This window comes from Streptomyces sp. NPDC058246 (genome assembly GCF_042881985.1).
In the GTDB taxonomy this organism is placed as follows: domain Bacteria; phylum Actinomycetota; class Actinomycetes; order Streptomycetales; family Streptomycetaceae; genus Streptomyces.
In genome coordinates, this window is the sequence record NZ_JBHVWZ010000010.1 from 203923 (window position 1) to 223293 (window position 19371).

The following is a 19371-nucleotide window of genomic DNA, read 5'->3' on the forward strand; positions in this document are numbered from 1 at the left end:
GGCCAAGGCATATACGCGTGTCCGGCGAATGAGAACGTAGGCTGCCCTCATGCCAAAGAAGCGCTCGGGCGGTGGTCTGTCGCCAACGCAGCAGGCCGCCAAGTTCCTCGGTGTCAGCGTGCTCGCAGGCGCCGTCATGGCCGGAATCGCGCTGCCCGCCGCGGGCGCGCTCGGTCTCGCGGCCAAGGGATCGGTCCAGGGGTTCGACGAGATTCCCGACAACCTGAAGAGTCCGTCGCTGAGTCAGCGGACCACCATCCTGGACAACCAGGGCGGTGAGATCGCGACGGTCTACTCGCGCGACCGCACGGTGGTCGACCTCAAGGACATCTCGCCGTACATGCAGAAGGCGATCGTCGCGATCGAGGACTCGCGCTTCTACCAGCACGGCGCGGTCGACCTGAAGGGCATCCTGCGCGCGGTCAACCAGAACGCGCAGAACGGCGGAGTGGCCCAGGGCGCCTCCACGCTCACCCAGCAGCTGGTGAAGAACTACTTCGTCGAGGAGGCCGGCGACGACCCGACGAAGGTCGCCCAGGCCACCCAGCAGACCCTCGGCCGCAAGATCCGCGAGCTCAAGTACGCGATCCAGCTGGAAGAGAAGCTCGGCAAGAAGAAGATCCTCGAGAACTACCTGAACATCACGTTCTTCGGCGAGCAGGCCTACGGCATCGAGGCCGCCTCCCAGCGCTACTTCTCCAAACCCGCCAAGGACCTGAACCTCCAGGAGTCCGCGCTGCTCGCCGGCATCGTCCAGTCGCCCAGCCGGTACGACCCGGTCAACGACGAGGCGGAGGCCACCAAGCGCCGCAACACCGTGCTCCAGCGGATGGCCGAGGTGCACGACATCTCGCAGCAGGAGGCGGACGCCGCCAAGAAGACGAAGCTCGCCCTGCATGTGAGCCAGCCCAAGAACGGCTGCATCACGGCCGTCCGGGGCGCCAGCTTCTTCTGCAAGTACGTGGAGCACGTCTTCCTGACCGACCCGGTCTTCGGCAAGACCAAGGAGGAGCGGGCGAAGCTCTGGAACCAGGGCGGCCTGACGATCCGTACGACGCTCGACCCGCAGTCCCAGGAGTCGGTGCAGACCTCCCTCAAGGACCACGTCAACAAGTCCGACAAGGTCGCCGCCGCGGCCACCCTGGTCGAGCCCGGCACCGGGAAGATCCTCGGCATGGGCCAGTCGAAGCCGTACGGCTACGGGAAGAACGAGACGGAGTACAACTACTCGGTCAACTACGACATGGGCGGCTCCAACTACGGCTTCCCGACCGGTTCGACCTTCAAGCCGTTCGTGGCCGCGGCCGCGCTGGAACAGGGACTGCCGGCGACGAAGGAGTACTCGTCGCCGAACAAGATGCCCTACCCCAGCCCCGTACAGACGTGCGGCAGCAAGCCCTGGACGAACCAGGCCAACGAGCAGGTCCCGAACGAGAGCGCCTCGGAGGTCGGTCCGTACCGGCTGAAGGAGGCGATGGCCAAGTCGGTCAACACCTACTTCGTGCAGATGATCAGCGACATCGGCCTCTGCCCGGTGATGAACCAGATCGACAAGCTCGGCGTGGTCCAGGGCAACGGCGACAAGCTCCCCCAGGTGCCGTCCATCGCCCTCGGCGCCAAGGGCATCTCCCCGCTGACGATGGCCACCGCGTACGCCGCCTTCGCCTCCCGCGGCATGTACTGCACCCCGATCGCCGTCGAGTCGATCACGCAGAAGATCAACGGCACGCAGAAGACGCTCGAGGTGCCGAAGTCGACGTGCTCGCGGGCGATGTCCGAGAAGACCGCGGACACGATCAACACCCTGCTGAGCGGCGTGATCGACTCCGGTACCGGCCAGCAGGCCGGTCTCACCGACCGCGCCAACGCCGGTAAGACGGGCACGACGGACGAGCGCAAGAACGCCTGGTTCGTCGGCTACACGCCGAACCTGTCCGGCGCGGTCTGGGTCGGCAGCGCCACCCAGCGGGTCAAAATGGTGAACATCACGATCGGCGGCGTCTACAACCCCAAGGTCTACGGCGGTCAGGTCCCCGGCCCCATCTGGCGGGACCTGATGACCGGCGCCCTCACCGGCAAGGACTCCCCGTCCTTCAACCTGGTCGACATTCCCGACGGCAACAAGGGCAACGGCCAGAACGACGGGAACAACGGCGACCACAACGGCAATGGGAATGGCAACGGGAACGGGAACGGAAACGGCAACACCACCAACGGGACGACCATCAGCGGTCAGACCGACGGTGGCACGGTGTTCCCGACCCCGTCCTTCTCCATTCCCGAGGGCTGGATCCAGGGCAATGGCAACGGCGGCAACGGGAACGGCGGGCAGCGCGGTTGATGCGTAGGCGTACGCGTACGCCTACGCCTTGAGTGGCTGAGGTGCGGGCCTTCGGCGTCTGACGCACCGGCCTGGAGTGTCTGAGGTGCGGGCCGCGGGCGTCTGACGCACCGGCCTTGAGAGCCTTACGGTGCCGGCCTTGACCGCCTTACGGTGCCGGCCTTGACCGCCTTACGGTGCCGGCCTTGACCGCCTTACGGTGCCGGCCTTGACCGCCTTACGGTCCCGGCCTTGACCGCCTTACGGTGCCGGCCTTGAGCGCCTTACGGTGCCGGCCTTGAGCGCCTTACGTGCCGTCTCGGGTGTCTGAAAGCGCCAGCAGGCGCTGACGTGCCGCCGGGGGCCTGCCGTGGCGGCAGGAGCTTGACGTGCCGTCAGGTGTCTGGACGCGTCGGCAGGTGTCCGACATGCCGACAGGTACTCGTGGGCCAGGAGGAAACTCCTGGCCCACAAGCATGTTCTACGCCTCCGGGGCGGGTGCGTGCCTCAGCCCGCGAGCAGCTTCTTCACCACGGCGGCGACGCGACCGCCCTCGGCCTGGCCGGCCACCTTCGGGTTCACGATCTTCATGACCTGACCCATGGCCCGCGGCCCCTCGGCGCCCGCCGCCTTCGCCTCGTCGACGGCCTGGGCGACGATCTGCTGGAGCTCCTCGTCGGACAGCTGCTTGGGCAGGTACGCGGCGAGGACCTCGCCCTCCGCCTTCTCCCGCTCGGCCGACTCGGGGCGCCCGCCCTGCGCGAAGGCGTCGGCGGCCTCACGGCGCTTCTTCGCCTCGCGGGTGATCACCTTCTGCACTTCGTCGTCGGAGAGTTCGCGCTTGGTCTTGCCCGCGACCTCCTCCTTGGTGATGGCGGCGAGAGTCAGCCGGAGCGTCGAGGAGCGGAGCTCGTCGCGCTCCTTGATCGCGGCGTTGAGGTCTTCCTGCAGCTTCGACTTGAGCGTGGTCATGCCGTTGATTGTCGCAGGTGTGGTGAGGCGGTTGCCCGCTGATTTCGGAGCGTGCGCCGCGCGCCCAGTGGTGCTCGGAGCGTGCGCCGCGCGCCCCGGGGTGCTCGGAGCGTGCGCCGCGCGCCCCGGGGTGCTTCGCATCCCCTTATCTTTGAACTGGCAGGATCCTTGGACTGGCCGGCGCCCTCCTGGGGCGGAGCCGGGTTGTCCCCAGGCGGCGACGCGGGTTCGCCGGGGTCTGACACGATGGACGTATGCGCGCGCGATACGGAGTACCCCTGGGAATCACGGCGGTGGGCGCCGCCGGTTTGGCCTACGCGGCGGGATTCGAGGCCCGCTCGTTCCGCCTCCGGCGGGTGACGGTCCCGATCCTGCCACCGGGGATGCGGCCAATGCGCGTGCTTCAGGTCTCCGACATCCACATGGTGAGCGGGCAGCGCAAGAAGCAGCGCTGGCTGCGCTCCCTGGCCGGCCTGCGCCCGGACTTCGTGATCAACACCGGGGACAACCTCTCGGACACGGAGGGCGTACCGGAGGTCCTCGACGCCCTCGGCCCCCTGATGGAGTTCCCCGGGGCGTACGTCTTCGGTTCGAACGACTACTACGGTCCCAAGCTCCGCAACCCCGCCCGCTACTTGTTCGAGAAGGCCCAGGGCCGCCACGGTCTGAACGGCAACGCACCGGCCGTGGGCGTGCTCCACAACCCGTGGGAGGACCTGCGCGACGGCTTCGACACGGCGGGCTGGCTGAACCTGACGAACACCCGCGGGACGCTGAAGGTCGAAGGCGCGGAGATCGAGCTGACCGGCCTCGACGACCCGCACATCAAGCGGGACCGCTACGCGCGCGTGGCCGGCGGCCCGTCGGAGTCCGCCGACTTCTCGATGGGCGTGGTCCATGCCCCGTACGTGCGCACCCTGGACGCCTTCACGGCCGACGGCTACCCCCTGATCCTGGCCGGCCACACCCACGGCGGCCAGCTCTGCATCCCCTTCTACGGCGCTCTCATCACCAACTGCGACCTGGACACGGACCGCGTGAAGGGCCTGTCCACGCATACGACGGAGGGCCGGACGTCGTACCTGCACGTCTCGGCGGGCTGCGGGACCAACCGCTACACGCCGGTACGGTTCGCGTGCCCGCCGGAGGCGTCGCTGCTGACGTTGGTGGAGCGGAGGTAGCGGGCGGGCGCAAAGGGGGGACGGGGAAAGGGGAGCGGGGAAAGGGGAGCGGGAAAGGGGAGCGGGAAAGGAGAGCGGGAAAGGGGCAGCAGGGCTGCGACAGGTGCGGTAGGGGTGAGAGCGGCGCAGGTGGGGACAGGCCGGCCGACGCCGCGCGGTCCACTCACGACGGAGCCCGGGTAACCCACCCAGGTGACCCATATCGCCCGATTCGTCCGATCCGCTTAGCGTGGGGCCATGATCGCCCCCATACCCAAGGACATGCCCGACCTCCCCGCGATACCGGGCATCCCCCCGCCGGTCCCCTCCGTCGTCCCCGCGACGGCGGTGGTGGCCCCCGTGCGCCGCCCGGTGGTGGCGGCCTACCGTCTGCTCGTGGCCCTCACGGCGGCGGCCGGCGTGACCATCGACCTGCTCCTGGGCAGCCCGGTCCACGTCCTCAGCTACTTCACGATCCAGGCGAACCTGCTGGTGGCCGTGGTCTTCGTCGCATCAGCCAAACGCGCCTGGACGGCCCGCCGCCCACTGCCCGCCGTAGTGACGGGCGGCACACTGCTCTACATCGGAATCACCGGCCTGGTCTACCACCTGATCCTGGCGAACGAGCCCGGCGGCTTCTCGATGACCGGGCAGGTCGACACGCTCACGGGCTGGCACGCGGTGGCCAACCAGCTGCTGCACACGGCGACGCCGATCGCGGTGCTGGTCGACTGGCTCCTGCTGACCCGCCCGGCCCCGCTGGCCGCGCGAAACGCAGCCACCTGGGTGGTCTACCCCCTCGCCTACCTGGGCTTCTGCCTCGCTCGCGGCACGATGCTGACCGCCGGCACCCCGGCGCGCTACCTCTACCCCTTCGTCGACGTCGACCGGCACGGCTACGGCGGCGTCCTCGGCAACGCGGCGATCCTCGGCCTCGCCTTCTACGCCCTGGCCCTCCTCACCATCACCCTCGACCACCTCCGCCCCGACCCGGCCCGCCGCCGCTCCGCACGCCCCGAAAACCGGATTTCGTCTCCGGCCACCAGTGGGCTAAAGTAAACGACGTCGCCGCGGCAAGCAGCGACAATCGGGGTGTAGCGCAGCTTGGCAGCGCGCTTCGTTCGGGACGAAGAGGTCGTGGGTTCAAATCCCGCCACCCCGACAGTGAAACACCAGGTCAGGCCCGGTGCTGAGAGATCAGCACCGGGCCTGATTTGCGTTGCGGCCCTCTTTTGGGAGCCATTTGGGAGCCGACTGGGTGTGATCTTCGGGTCCGGCTCCCGGCCGGCTTCCCGGGAGCGGCGTTCCGCCTCCCGCAGGGCGGTGTCCGCCTCGCGTCCCGTAAGAGTCACCGCACGGCTTGTGCCAAGCAGACCTGAGACGGTACGACGATTGCCATGCACCCTTGGTCTCCGTTAAATGACCGGCAGCTCGCACTCCTCACCCGCATCGGGGGCGGAACCGACCCCGTCACGTCGGACAGCCCCGAGCTCGCCGTTACGGCTCGCGCGCTCAGGGATCGGGGCTTGGTGACCATGCCCAGGAAGAAGGGGAGGTGGAGGCGGAGATCACTGACGCGGGGCGCTTCTATCTGGAGCACGGGCATCATCCCGACCGTCCGGAGTTGGCTCCACGCAAGCCTCGCGGGGCGGCGTCTCAAGCCGAGGCGCCAGTGGCCGCTGGTCCTCGGCAGGACGTCGATCCCCCCACGGAGACGAAGCCCGCATCCAAGCGTGCCGTGAAACCTCCGCGCCCCTCGCCAGCGGCTGTCGGGCCGGCGCTCATCGCACAGGTGCAGGAGGCCGGACGATTCCTTCGGATCCCGGACCCAAGTGCCGAGGAACGGGCTCGGTATCATCCTTCCGACTGGCCACGGTTGCCGTCGTCCTACTGGTCGACCCGTATGGTCGTCGCCCAGCTGTCCTTGGTGCCGACGATCCGGCGAAGGGTGACGGCTGCCGCCTTCAGTAGTCGCTTCTCTTGCCCCGGCGGTGTCTTCCCTTCGCCGCAGTCGCTCAGGAAGGCGACGCCAAGGCTAGCCACCACGCGAAATAGGTGGCCATGGATTTACGTCTCACACCACGGCAAGCTCGGCCCGGACTCCGTACATGGCAATGCCTGTGGCGAGAGTCTCGGCCGTGAAGCCGGTGCGGAACGGCATACCGCGAGAGGGGCTGACCGAACCACTCTTGGGACGGCTCACCCCCGCCGCACGGAGGATCTTCACGAGTTCGGTGCCGAGTTGCTGGGTCCGCATGCCCAGAGCGTCCGCGAGGTCCGAGGTGTACATGGTGCCGCCGGCGCGGACGACGGCCTGGTGAGCCCGCACCAGGAGCGGCGGGACTGCGTTGTTGGGATTGGGCTCGGCCTCGGCCCCCGACGCGGTGCCGTCTTCCGACTGCGGCGTCACCTCATCGCCAGGCTCGGGGACGCTGGGCACCAGGTACTGCTCCTCCACCAGCGGCTCGGTCGGCGACTGCTCCTGCCTCGGTGTCGGCAGGGTCACTTCAGCGATCAGGGCGTACGTGTGCGCCACCGACGCGAGGGCGGCGGCGCCCTCTCCGTTTCCGCGAACGAGCGCTGCGCGCGCTCGTCCCGACAGATCGTGGGCAACTTGGGCTGCGCTCAGGCAGCTTGAGGTACTCATGCCGGAAGAAATGCGATGCGATGAACCTAGGAAACGGCTGCTCCGTCGGCCAGCGCCGTATGGCGGCCACATAGAAAGCCGTTCACGTGGCCCCACATGGGGCAATGCTCCGTTCACGACGACAGCGAGCAAAGTGACACACGCTTGCCCGCACATCCGCGCGCCCTCCCTGACACACGCCCGGGGACAGTCCTCGCGTGACCTTGTGCCGCTTTGAACGCCACGGCGCCGGCCGGAAGTGACTTCGCTGGCAGCAAGGTGACAGGGCCCCCAGGAATCCCACGCCTCACGAGACAGGTCACTGCCCGTATGCCCGCTTCCAGCGTGTTCGGTGCCGGGAATCGCCCTGCCCCTGGCCGTTCACCTCGGTCAAGGACAGCAGGGAAGTCCCGTTGTTCCACAGGCCGAGGAGATCCCGGTGCACAGCAAGGATTCCGTGCTGCAGCGCGAACTTCTGAGAAGGGCCGCTGAACCGCGTGGTCGTGACGAACACAGCCAGGTGGGCCCCGAAGTGCACCTTGGCGCCCAGCAGATCGCGCAGTTCGCGACTCGCGATCGTGCTCGTCGGCGTATAGCGCTTGCACTGGATCACCACGTTTCGGCCGTCCGGGAGACGGCCGACGACATCTGCACCATTGTCATTCGCGCCACCCACGCGCCGGACGTCGGTGCAGCCGTGCCGTCGACACAGGCTTGCAACCAGATCCTCGAACTCGGTGCCGGTAATTGCGTCCACCTCGGCAAGTGTCCGATGGCCGGCCTTCACCGCCTCTTCCTGCCGCCAGAGACGGTCCCGCCCGCGCACGAGCCGGTCCGTACGCCACAGCCACCACCCTGCCACTGCGACGCCGCCGAGAACCACAGCCCCCGTGACGTAAGGCCACACGACCGACCAGAAGACCATGAGCAGGACCAGCACCAGGCCGCCGCTGACAGCCACCGACTTCTGCCGCGCCGCTCGTCGTCTGCGAGCAGCCGCACTCCGTCCACGCCTCGTCACAGTCGAAGCCCTCCCCCCACAGGCCCGTGTACCGCAGTGTGAGCCGACCGAGGAAACAAGAGAAAGGCGCGAGTCAGCCGTGGCCGGATCGGATACCCCGGAGGGACATGGGCTTGGCGACCGCGTGTGTCCCTACCGCCTCGGACGTCAACGACGGCCGTCTTCGTAGTCCTTTCCGGTGCTCACCGAGCTGATCGACTCCGGAGACACGGGGTACCCGACAACACTCGCACCGTGGCCGACAAAACAAACGTGCCGGGCAAAACTGACCCATCTCCGCAGAATGCCCGCAGGCCAGGAGGAAGGACGGCCGCCCGCACCGGCCACGTACGGCTCCAGTTCTGGCGCTGGGTACTCGCGCCTCGAACAACATGGCAGACGCGCCGCCTGGCAGCCGATTTCGGGCCGGCCATGGATGCCCAGACCGCTTGGGTGATGGCGCGGCTGGCGCGACACCCGGACGAACTCCCCCTTGCGATGGGGCACCTGAACGGGGAGGAGAACGCCAGCGGATCCACCCGGGCGGGCTCGTCGCCCACGTGCTCCTGACGCCACCTTGCGCCAAAACATCCCGGCCCAGCCCCGAACGTCGATGAACACAGCCAGGTTTGATGAAGTCGGATAGCTCCACTGATCCCGGTGCGCTTCACCGACAGTCCAGTTCTGCCTGCTGAAACGATTCGGGATCGCTTCAACTCGAGTCCGACGTGGACGCGAGCCACGCTTCCATCTCGGCCCGCTCGCGCTGTGCGAGGCGCTGCGACCGCACGGTCGCGTCTGGCCTCAGCAGCGTCGGTTCGTACACACCGTAGTCGGCGAGGAGATCGGACGAGATGGCGTGGGCCATCGTGCACAGCTGCATGCTGCCATTGCACAGGGCTTCCAGATACCCGATGCGATGGCACGGAGTTCCCGTATCACTCGAGACCGGTACCCCCGGCACGAAGCGGGCGGTTCCATTGACCGGCGTGCGGTCCAGGAGCACCTGTGCAGGAGACGAAGTGCCTGCGAGCACATCGGCATCTCCATAGGCTCCGGCCCACTCCGCATAGGCGCACGCGAGATGAAGACCGTAGAGCACGCTGGCCTCCAGACGCGTGAGATTCAGCACGGGGGCAGCTGCATCCTCTGCCGTGGGCGCAGGTTCCGAGGTCAGATCGACCTGAAGGTGAGCGCTGCCATCGGAGTGCCAGACGGCGTGGACGCCAGGTCCGGAGATCCGCATGCGGCCCCGGCGGATCACCGGGGCGTGGCCCAGCAAGTCGCGGGACAGAGCGGCCGACGGTGCACCCCCGGGACGCGCCAATGCGCCGAGGAACCCTCGCACATCCTGGAGGAAAGTGCGGTCTATGCGACGCTCGGCTCTTCCCGTGGGGACCAGAGAAATGTCCAATCTGATGCTGCCGTCAACAGGAGCCGCCAACCATGCGCAGTCGTCTTCGAACTGTGCGGTTACCCGACGGGAGTGGTCTTCTGCCAGCTTGAAACGGTCGCGATAGAGGGCCGCTATCTCTGATTCGTCCAGCCAGGCGGTGGTCCGGCCCAGACGACGCGCGTACCCGTACCGCTGCTGACCCTTGCCTCCAGTGGGGCGAACGGCGTGCGGGGCGACCGGGCTACGCGGGACCCCGATCAGGATGTAACCGCACTCCGGAGTGGTGGGACTGTCAGCGATCATGCGTATGCGGAAGTCCGGGGGCAGGAAGGGGAAGACACGACTGCGTAGGGCCTGGACGAGTTGGTTGTGCAGTTTGTCGCTGATCGCAATGGGGTTCAGACGCTCCGCGTTTCCCTGGTCGTTCTCGGTGACGCCGACGACGATCAGGCCGCCTCGCGCGTTGGCCATGGCCGTCACGTCCTTGGCGAACTCGTCCAGTCCATCGGCGTCCTTGGCGTACGCGTTGTCCTGCTTGAAGTCCAGGTCCACGTCTTCGGCTGCACGCTGGTCGCACAGCTCGACCAGATGACTTCGATCAAGGCCGTCGAAGTCCGCGCCGAGCAACTGAGCAAGTCTGGGAATCCTCACCGTCACCTGCGCAGGTTACGCCCGAAAGGGCGCACCGGAAGCCTCAACCGTGCGATGTGCGCTGGCTGTTGAGGTAACCCCGGAAGAGTGACTCACTGTCAAATGTGTGTACGCTCTCCGAATCTACGAGTGGTCGAGGCACAGGTCAGGGGCGGCGGCCTGCTGGGGGAGGGACGTAGATGTCACTTTTCGATCCGCAGAAGCTGGTCGCGGGCGCACGGTTACGGCTGCCGGGACACACCGAGCCTGTTACCGTGATCCAGGTCCAATCGGGCGCCTACTGGGAGTTCCTTGTCAAGGGTGACGCCGGGGACTACCGGAGTGTCAGTCTGCCCGAGGATGAGCTGCCCGGCATCGAGGTGGTCGACGCCGGTGGCGAGCGGCGGTACGACTCGGACGCGCGAGTCTTCCGGCTCGGTGTGGAAGCGCGCAGGATCCGCACACGCTTCCAGAACGACATGGGGGCTCTTTCTGTCTCCAGCATCGAGCCGCTGCCGCACCAACTCGAAGCGGTGTACGGCAGGTTCCTGGAGGAACCTCGGCTGCGTTTCCTGCTGGCTGATGATCCAGGGGCCGGCAAGACGATCATGACCGGGCTCTACATCAAGGAGCTCCAACTCCGCGGTGCGGCCGACCGAGTGCTGATCGTCGCCCCTGCCAACCTCGGCTTCCAGTGGCAGCGCGAACTCGACGAGCGCTTCCGGATCGCAGCCCGCCGCATCACCAGGGACACCCTGGACGCGGACCCCATGGCCAACCCCTGGGAGTCCGACGGCGTCTTCATCGTCTCCCGCGATCTGCTGAAGACGGAGACAGTCCTCGCGTCCTTCGCCGCCGCACAACGCCCCTGGGACCTGGCGGTCCTCGACGAGGCCCACGGCTACACCCTGAAGGTCAACAAGCGCGGGGCGATCGACAACCGCACCGGCCGGTACAAGGCCGCCGAGCGCGTGGCACGTCACGCTGAACGACTGCTGCTCCTCACGGCCACTCCGCACTCAGGCCGCGAGGAGTCCCTGTGGGGGCTGATGCGGCTGCTGGATCGCGACGCATACGGCGACCGGTGCCCCGACCGCGTAGAGATCATGCCGCACCACTACTCCAGGACTACCAAGGAACAGATGGTGGACCTGCGCGGCCGTCCCCTCTTCCGGCCACGCGTCGCGCACACGGTCGCATACACCCTCGATGGAGCCGAGCTCGACCTGTACAACCGGGTGTCCCAGTTCATCACCCAGGGTCTCGCCGAGATCCGTCGCGAGCGCACCGACGGCGGCCGTGCGTCCGTGTCCGGCTTCGCCCTGACGACCATGCAGCGTCGGCTGGCTTCTTCCGTACGGGCCATCTGCCGAACCTTGCAGCGCCGTGTGGAGCGCCTGGAGCGGGAACTGGAGCAGCCGACAGCGACAGCCACGGACGTCGGCTCGAGCCTGCTGGACAAGAACACCAACGGCGACCGCCCCGAGGACGAGCGCTGGGCGCTCGAGGAGCAGGCTCTCGATCAGCTCTCCCTCTTCAGAGACCCGGAGGAGATCGAGGCCGAACTCGGCCTTCTCCGCCCGCTGCTGGCGCAAGCCGAGGAGACGGCGCTTCTGGGCGGGGAGATCAAGCTGCAGGAGTTATGGAAGATTCTGGATCAGTACGGGGTCGGCGACGACGCCTCGAAGAAGCTCCTGGTTTTCACCGAGCACAAGGACACCCTGGACTTCCTGGTCCGCGAGCTGTCGCCGCACTTCGACGTGGCTGTCATCCACGGTGGCCTGCGTCCCGCAGAACGGGTACAGGCCGAGCGTGACTTCCGGGAACATGCGCAGATCATGATCGCCACCGAGGCGGCGGGCGAAGGGATCAACCTCCAGTTCTGCCACCTCATGGTCAACTACGACATCCCGTGGAACCCCAACCGCCTTGAACAGCGTATGGGACGAGTGCACCGCATCGGTCAGACCGAGAACGTTCATATTTTCAATCTCGTCGCGGCCAACACCAAGGAGGGGCACGTACTGGCCACGGTGCTCGGAAAGATCGAGACCATGCGCCAGAACGAAGCTCTGGGGGACCAGGTCTTCGACGTCATCGGCGAAATACTGTCCGGCTACCGTCTCCCCGAACTACTCGAAGCCGTCGTATCAGGTGAGCGGACATCTGAGGACGCAGCAGCCCAATTCGGCGCAGGCGACGGGGAGTTCGACGAGCAGCTCATCGCGCGCATGCGCGAACTCTCGGAGAAGGCTCTGGTCACGGGCCACATCGACTGGCGGATACAGCGCCAGGAGACGACCCGGGCGGAGGAACGTCGGCTGCCTCCGGAACACCTCAAACGCTTCTTCCTCGACGCCGTCGACCATCTGCACGGCCAGGCGCGCGAGCGGCTGGACCACGCGAGTATCAGGGTCACGCGGACCCCGGACATCCTGATCGCCCGCGACCGCGATCTGGGTACGCTCCGCCAGCTGCAACCCACCTACGAGCGAGTCACCTTCGACAAGAGTGTCGCCGTGCAACGGCTGGCGCAGGACGCGGAGTCAGGGGCGCCCCGAGCAGAACTCTGCGGTCCCGGACACCCTTTGTTCGAGGCGATCCTGGACCTGGTCATCGAGCAGACAGCGAGCTCACTGCAGCGCGGCGCCGTCTTTCATGATCCCGGACTCAGCGCTCCCGCACTGCTGCACATCCTGGAAGGCGAAGTCACCGACGGACATCGCTCGACAGTCCACCGCAGCATGGCTTCCGTCATCGAGGCCGCCGGCGAGTTCCTCCCCACGAGCGGCGCACTGTACGACCTGCTGCCTGGGCGACCCGCACAGCCGACTGGAGAAGGGTTGACGCCCGCCCGTCCGGAATCCCAGCTCATCACGTGGGCACGAGCCAATGTCTACGAGGCTCGACTGCGCGAGGTCCGAGAGCGCCGTGCACGCACGGCCGACATTCAAGAGGAGTTCCTGACCACCTCGTTCCGTACCCTGCTGGCCCGCTACGACGCCGAACTGCTCGATCTTGACGAGGAGTTGGAGGAGGGAAGAGCCGGCGCCGAGGGCCGTCATCGCAAGACGGAACTCATTCGGCGCACAGTGCTCGAACGCCGTGACAGGCGGATCGCGGACACGGCTCGCACACGGCAGGTGGACCGCGGGCCTGTCACCGTTCTCGCGCAGGCCGTGCTACTGCCTCCGCCCGCGTCGTCCAGTCCTGTCGATGTCTGGGCCGAGCATGCGGCGAACGGGCGCGGACTCAGCGATCCTGAGATCGAACGGATAGCCGTACAAGTCAGCATGGACCACGAATACGCACATGGCTCTGAAGACCTCAGGTCCGTCGAAGCCGACAACCTGGGCTTCGACCTCGTCTCCCAACGGGCCGAGACCACCCGCTATATCGAGGTGAAGGGACGCGCCGGGGTGGGGTCCGTCGAGCTCACCTGGTCCGAGTACATCGCTGCCGGCAAGTTCGGTCCTGCCTACTGGCTTTACGTGGTGCTCGACTGCGCCACCGATCACCCTCGGCTCTACCGCATCCAGGACCCGGCCATCGCCCTTGCCGGGAAATTCCGGCCCACGCATGAGGTGCGCTACAGCGTCGCCCCCGGACCCGTCATCGAAGCAGCGCAGGCCACAGGAGGAGACACACAGTGAGACGTGCGCTCATCGAGGAGAAGCTCCCGCTGGCCCCCGTCAATGCCGCTTCCGCGCGGGAGAAGCATCTGCGACACGGCCACATCTCCACCATGCACCTGTGGTGGGCTCGCAGGCCCCTCGCCATGGCCCGAAGCGTGGTGCTCGCCAGCTTGGTCCCCGACCCGGGAACCGACAGCCCGCACGCCCGTGAAAGGCTGCTCACCGACATCAGCCAGGCCGCCCCTTTCGAGGCTTCTTCCCGGGCCGCCTATCTGGCCCCACTGCGCACCGCCCTCGCCGCCGCTTGGCCCGAGCGTCGCCCCAAGGTCCTTGACTGCTTCGCGGGAGGGGGCGCGATCCCTCTGGAAGCCGCGCGCCTCGGGTGCGACACCACCGCTGTCGACATCAACCCCGTCGCCCATCTCATCCAGCGCTGCGTCCTGGAGTACCCTGCTCGGTTCGGCGGTGTGGGCGAGGACGGCGGGCGGCCTTTCATCGACGAGTTGGCCCAATGGGGCCAGTGGGTGCGTGAGACTGCGGACGCCCGGCTTGCTGAGGTCCTTCCACGCTGTGAGGACGGCACCAGGCCCGCGGTGTACTTCTGGGCCCGCACCGTGCCGTGCGCGGATCCGCACTGTGGCCGGACGGTTCCGCTGATCTCTTCGCGCAAGCTCGCCGATTCCACCCGGCACCGGATACGTCTCGACTACGACATACGACGGGACCGGATCGAACTGCGCCTCGCAGAAGGCCCGCCTGCCGACGGCAGCGACTGGAAACTCGGCACCAAGACGAGCCGCGGCTCCCAGGTGACCGTTACTTGCCCCGTTTGCGGAACCGCCCGTCCAGACCGGGAACTACGTGGCTACGCACGTGAGCACGGCTTTGGTCACTACCTCTATGCGGTCCTCGACATCGATCCCGACGGGATACGCACTTACCGTGAGCCCACGGCTGCCGACCATGCCGCGGTTGAGCGGGCTGAAATTATGGCGGAGGGCCTGGAGGACTATCCGGATGGGACCAGCGCCATCCCGGACGAGCTGGTAACGCGTTCCCAATACCGGCGATACCCCAACTTGACCTACGGCATCGACACCTGGGCGAGCATGTTCACCCCCCGCCAGCGGTTGGTCCTCTCCACACTGGCCCAGGCCGTACGGTCCGCCCACGCGGCGATGTTGGAGAGCGGCACCGAGCCGGAACGGGCCCAGGCTCTGGCAACCTATCTGGGACTCGCCGTCGATCGGGTGGTCGACTACAACTCCTCATTCACCACTTGGACGCCCCTGCGGGAGACTCTGCGCAGCACCTTCCCTCAGCAAGCCATACGCATGGCCTGGGACTTCACCGAGATCGACCCATTCAGCGATGGCCCCAGCGGCTGGTCAAGCGCCCTTGGCTGGATCACCCAGTCCCTGCGCCACTGTGCCGCCGCCACCGAAGGTAACCCCTCCCGTGTCCAGCGCGCCAACGCCCAGCATCTCCCCTTTGCCGACGGCGAGTTCGACGCGGTCATCATCGACCCGCCCTACTATGACGCCTTTCAGTACGGCGACCTCTCGGACTTCTTCTACGTCTGGCTCAAGAGGTCCATCGGACACATCTACCCCGAACTCTTCGCCACCGCACTGACTCCCAAGCGCGCCGAGGTAATCCAGAACCGGGCCCAACGCGACTCCACCGAGTACATATCCCGCGACGAATTCGAGGCCCGTCTTCAACGTGCCCTGGACGAGGTGGCCCGAGTCGTCGCGAATGACGGCATCGTTTCGTTGGTCTTCGCTCACACCGACAACGCCGCCTGGGAACACCTGCTGCGTGCTCTGCGCCGGGCCGGCCTGAAGGTCACGACCTCATGGCCGATGCAGTCCGAAAGGACAGGTCGCACCACCGACAATGTCGGCTCGGTGCTGGCCTCCTCAGTGGTACTGGTCTGCCGCAAGGTGGGCAGTGCCATCGACGGCTTCTACGACGACGTGGTCCGCGACCTGGACGCCCGCATCGCCGAACGCCTCGCTGTCTTCGATGACATGAAACTGTCCGGCGCCGACTACTTCGTCTCGGCCATCGGCCCTGCTTTCGAGGTCTTCGCCCGCTACTCCCGTGTCCTGCGCCTATCGGGAGACGAGGTGGGGGTTGACGAGCTGATGGTGCTGGCTCGTCAAGCTGTGGCCCGACACGCCACCAGATCGCTCACTGGAGGCGAATCCCTGGAGCGCCTGGACAGTCGTGCGCTCTTCTATCTCACCTGGCGCTGGGCATACGACGGTCTGGCGATTCCCGCAGACGAGGCATACATGCTGTGCCGCGCGTTCGATCTTCATCTGGACTCCCTGACCGTACGGGGAGGACTGATACGCAAGTCCGGCTCCGACTACAAGCTGCTCGGACCACATGAGCGCCGCACTATCACGCTCGGCCAGCGTCCCTCCTGGGTGGACGTGATGCACTCCGCCTGCCTGCTCTATGACGAAGGCCGCCGCCAGGAACTTGGCGCGCTACTCGGCGCAAGTGGTGCGGGAACCGAACCTGCTTTTTGGGCGCTGGTCACCGCAGTCACGCAGCTCCTGCCCGAAGGCTCTCGGGAACGCACGCTCCTGCTCGGTCTCGGCGGCAACCGCGACGACCTGGCGGAACGGGCTGCCAAGTACTCCCCGGACTTCGAGGAGCTCACTCTGTTCGGCACGCAGCCCTGATACCGCTCCAGCACCACACACATAGCGAAAGGAACGTCCGTCCCGTGGCCGGCCTCAAGAGTTGGAACGAGATAGCCCCTCCGCACCTGGACATCGTCAACGGCTCGTTCGATGAGGCGCTGTTCGCCGCAGACCTGGGCTTGGTCAGCAAAGGAGAGGGCCCACAGGATTACCTCGATGCCCAACTCTTTGTACAGAAGACATATTTGACAGCAAATCTGCGCACCGCTCTTGTAGAGATCGGGAATCGACTGGCTGGCAATCCCGCCGCCAAAGCAGTACACAGAATGCAGACAGAATTCGGTGGCGGAAAGACCCACACCCTGCTGTCCGCCTACCATCTCTTTGGCAACGCCCGTGCACTGTCACGCACCCGACTTGCCCGCCAGCTCTCCTCCTCCATCAAGGATGGCCGCCTTCCGCAAGCCACCGTCGTAGTTCTCGACGGCTCCGCTCTGACCCCCGATCGCACCAAGGAGAACCGCTCCCCGGGACGTACCCTGCTCGGTCATCTCGCCTTTCAGCTTGGTGGGCAAGAAGCGTACGAGGGTGTTCGCGCGGAGGACGAGGCCCGCCAAGCGACCTCCACCGCTCATCTGGTGGCCCTGCTCAAGCGCTACACGCCTTGCCTCATCCTGATGGATGAGACCCTCGAATACCTGGCGAAGACCATCACCGCCGATGGCGACCAAGGCGCTCTCACCACCAACACTCTCGTCTTCATCAAGGAGTTGACCACGGCGGTCGCCAACACCCCCGGCGCCTGTCTGGTCGCGACCCTCACCGCTTCCCACCTCGAAGATTTCACGGGTATCAACCACGAGGATCTGCTGGAGCGCTTGGCAAAGATATTCGGCCGGACCGAGAACGTCATCACGCCCGTCGAAGGCGATGACATCTTTCCTGTCCTGCATACCCGGCTGTTCCAGAGCACCGGTACTCCAGCCCAGCGCCGTACCGTCGCGGATGCTTACGGCGACTACTACGCCGAGCAGTTCGGCGATGCTCTGCCAGCTGTATACCGTGATCCGGTCTACCGCGATCGCATCGAGGCCGCTTACCCCTTCCATCCCGAGCTGATCGACCTGCTCACCCATCGCTGGGGCTCGCTGTCCGGCTTCCAGCGCACACGCGGTGCGCTGCGCACCCTCGCACACAGCATCAAGGCTCTCCATGCGGAAGGGCGCATCTCCCCCCTTATCCACCCGGGGGACATCCCTCTCCATGACCCCGGCGTGCGGGCTGAGATATTGAAGATCACCGGTGGTTCCTACTTGGCGGCTCTGAACGCTGACATCATTCGCGAGGACTCGCGAGCCCGCATCGAGGACCAGCGCCGTGGCGGCGAGGTCGAGAAGCTGAGGCTGGCGACCAAGCTCGCCACGACAGCCTTCGTCAACTCCTTCGGCTCCGACAAGGTCCCGGGGGCATCCGACGCCCAGATGACCGTCGGTGTAGGCCGACCAGGGCTGTCTCGCGGCGCCCTCGAAGATGTCCGGGACACCGTCAAGAATGTCGCCTGGTACATGCGCTACGAGGGCGGCCGCTACCGTTTCACCACCGAACCCAACCTGAACAAGGTCATCGTCGAACGTGAGAGCGCCGTACCCGAGGACGCGATCGCCGAGCTACTAGAAAAGGCCACCAAGAGTGTGGTTCCGGCCGAGTCCCCCTGGCGCACCCAGACAGACGTCCTAAGCTCTGCGGACGTCCGCGACGAACCTCGCCTGACACTCGCTCTGCTCGATCCCGAGCACCGGGTCGAGCCTTCTGCCCCAGGCGCCGTCAGGGACGCGGCCCACCGCATCCTGAGCGAATACGACCAGTCCGGCCGTACCAACAAGAACACGCTGGTCCTGGTCGCTCCCGACACCGGCGCCCTCGGCCGTGCCCGCGCACTGGCACGAACCCTGGCAGCGATGCGCGAACTGCGAGACGACGTACACCGGCTGAAGCGGTTCAATCAGGAACAGCAGGCCGACCTTCGTGAAAGGGTCGTACGCGCCGAGGACCGACTCCCCGGGCTGCTCACCACGGCCTACCGACATGTGTTCGTGCTGGCCAACGGCACGGGCGGATCCCCGCCCACCACACAGCACCTCGACCTCGGGCTCCCCCGCGCCAGCGAGACCGTCACCTCCCGGGTCACGGAACGCCTGCGGTCAGGTGACGGTCTGCTGGATAGGCTCGCTCCGGCCGCATTGTTGTCGGACCGCTTCGACCTGCTTCCGGCAGACGTGGAAGCGGTCGAGATAGAGGACCTGCTCAAGGCGTTCCGGCGCTTCCCCCGGTTGCCGAAGCTCGCCTCTGTCGAGGTGCTGCGCGACTGTCTCGCCGAGGGGGTCAGGCGTGGAGTCTTCGGCCTCGTTTCGGGAGCCACCTGGCAGGCAGCCGACGCAGTGATCCGCATCGGGGAGGAGATCTCTCCAGATGAGATCGACTTCCAGCCCGGCACGTGGCTGGTACGGGCCGCACGCGCCCAGGCCCTGCGCGGCCCCGAGGCACCTCCGGCGCATCCTTCTGACGCGAGTAGCCCACGGACAGGAACGCCTATCGCCCCCGGGACCAGAGAGCCGACGACCTCAGAGGTACCAGCGCCAAGGCCGCCCTCGGCAGGCCCCACCGGTCTGCGACTGCATATTGCCGATGTCCCGGCCGACAAAGTTCGCGACGTCGTAAAAGTGGCGGTTCTGCCTTTCGCCGCGCAGGGGGCCGAGGTACGCGTCGAACTGAACGTTTCCGTTCGATCCTCGAAGCCGATACCCCCGCATGTCATTGACTTGGTCGTCGAGGAGGGCCTCGGCCAACTCGGCCTCCGAGCCGAGACGCACGAACAATAGGTGGCGACGTCTGCGATGCCGCCGTTTGCTCCCGGACCGCACCGACAGCCTTCGCCGTCGAACCGCGCGCGAGACGGCGGATAGACGCTTGGA

11 protein-coding genes and 1 tRNA gene are annotated in these 19371 nt (G+C 66.6%); 7 read left to right on the forward strand and 5 right to left on the reverse strand.

Annotated features, from left to right (window positions below):
• The first annotated feature begins 49 nt into the window (after positions 1-49).
• Complete coding sequence (locus ACFVXA_RS17770; protein ID WP_362027059.1) at positions 50-2341, forward strand: transglycosylase domain-containing protein; 2292 nt, start codon at positions 50-52, stop codon at positions 2339-2341.
• Positions 2342-2827: 486 nt separating this feature from the next.
• On the opposite strand, the gene ACFVXA_RS17775 is transcribed toward ACFVXA_RS17770, so the two are convergent.
• Complete coding sequence (locus ACFVXA_RS17775) at positions 2828-3292, reverse strand: GatB/YqeY domain-containing protein (RefSeq protein WP_389749716.1); 465 nt, start codon at positions 3290-3292, stop codon at positions 2828-2830.
• A 254-nt stretch (positions 3293-3546) separates the two neighbouring features.
• Between ACFVXA_RS17775 and ACFVXA_RS17780 the strand changes: the two genes are divergently transcribed.
• The 3 genes from ACFVXA_RS17780 to ACFVXA_RS17790 all read left to right on the forward strand — a co-directional run bounded on the left by ACFVXA_RS17780 (position 3547) and on the right by ACFVXA_RS17790 (position 5614).
• Positions 3547-4473, forward strand: a complete 927-nt coding sequence (locus tag ACFVXA_RS17780) for a metallophosphoesterase (RefSeq protein WP_362027064.1) — start codon at positions 3547-3549, stop codon at positions 4471-4473.
• A gap of 237 nt (positions 4474-4710) precedes the next feature.
• Positions 4711-5511 (forward strand): Pr6Pr family membrane protein, encoded by an 801-nt coding sequence (locus ACFVXA_RS17785; protein ID WP_390025495.1) that lies wholly within the window; start codon positions 4711-4713, stop codon positions 5509-5511.
• Between the two features lie 29 nt (positions 5512-5540).
• Positions 5541-5614 (forward strand) — tRNA-Pro (locus tag ACFVXA_RS17790).
• A gap of 725 nt (positions 5615-6339) precedes the next feature.
• On the opposite strand, the gene ACFVXA_RS17795 is transcribed toward ACFVXA_RS17790, so the two are convergent.
• The 4 genes from ACFVXA_RS17795 to ACFVXA_RS17810 all read right to left on the reverse strand — a co-directional run bounded on the left by ACFVXA_RS17795 (position 6340) and on the right by ACFVXA_RS17810 (position 10131).
• Entirely contained in the window at positions 6340-6498 is a 159-nt protein-coding gene (locus ACFVXA_RS17795) for a hypothetical protein (protein ID WP_390025497.1), read from the reverse strand.
• Between the two features lie 28 nt (positions 6499-6526).
• Positions 6527-6988, reverse strand: a complete 462-nt coding sequence (locus ACFVXA_RS17800; RefSeq protein WP_390025499.1) for a hypothetical protein — start codon at positions 6986-6988, stop codon at positions 6527-6529.
• A 409-nt stretch (positions 6989-7397) separates the two neighbouring features.
• The gene (locus ACFVXA_RS17805) at positions 7398-8039 is read right to left on the reverse strand and encodes a restriction endonuclease (protein ID WP_390025501.1); all 642 of its coding nucleotides are present in this window, start codon (positions 8037-8039) and stop codon (positions 7398-7400) included.
• A 751-nt stretch (positions 8040-8790) separates the two neighbouring features.
• Positions 8791-10131 (reverse strand): helix-turn-helix domain-containing protein, encoded by a 1341-nt coding sequence (locus ACFVXA_RS17810; RefSeq protein ID WP_390025503.1) that lies wholly within the window; start codon positions 10129-10131, stop codon positions 8791-8793.
• Positions 10132-10304: 173 nt separating this feature from the next.
• Here ACFVXA_RS17810 and ACFVXA_RS17815 point away from each other — a divergent pair, with 173 nt between their 5' ends.
• From ACFVXA_RS17815 to ACFVXA_RS17825, 3 genes are read left to right on the forward strand one after another with little or no spacing between them, the layout of a single operon-like run.
• Positions 10305-13757 carry a helicase-related protein gene (locus tag ACFVXA_RS17815; RefSeq protein WP_390025505.1) on the forward strand — a complete coding sequence of 1151 codons (3453 nt, stop codon included), beginning with the start codon at positions 10305-10307 and terminating at the stop codon, positions 13755-13757.
• Positions 13754-16438 (forward strand): DUF1156 domain-containing protein, encoded by a 2685-nt coding sequence (locus ACFVXA_RS17820; protein ID WP_390025507.1) that lies wholly within the window; start codon positions 13754-13756, stop codon positions 16436-16438. Before ACFVXA_RS17815 ends, ACFVXA_RS17820 begins: the two co-directional genes overlap by 4 nt.
• Positions 16439-16482: 44 nt before the next feature.
• Positions 16483-19278: an ATP-binding protein gene (locus ACFVXA_RS17825; protein ID WP_390025509.1), complete on the forward strand. Its 2796-nt coding sequence runs from the start codon at positions 16483-16485 to the stop codon at positions 19276-19278.
• The last annotated feature ends 93 nt before the right edge of the window (positions 19279-19371 follow it).

Coding starts and splice junctions, on each gene's coding strand:
- ACFVXA_RS17785 (WP_390025495.1), top strand. CDS start 4,711: ATGATCGCCCCCATACCCAAGGACATGCCCGACCTCCCCGCGATACCG.
- ACFVXA_RS17775 (WP_389749716.1), bottom strand. CDS start 3,292: ATGACCACGCTCAAGTCGAAGCTGCAGGAAGACCTCAACGCCGCGATC.
- ACFVXA_RS17815 (WP_390025505.1), top strand. CDS start 10,305: ATGTCACTTTTCGATCCGCAGAAGCTGGTCGCGGGCGCACGGTTACGG.
- ACFVXA_RS17770 (WP_362027059.1), top strand. CDS start 50: ATGCCAAAGAAGCGCTCGGGCGGTGGTCTGTCGCCAACGCAGCAGGCC.
- ACFVXA_RS17780 (WP_362027064.1), top strand. CDS start 3,547: ATGCGCGCGCGATACGGAGTACCCCTGGGAATCACGGCGGTGGGCGCC.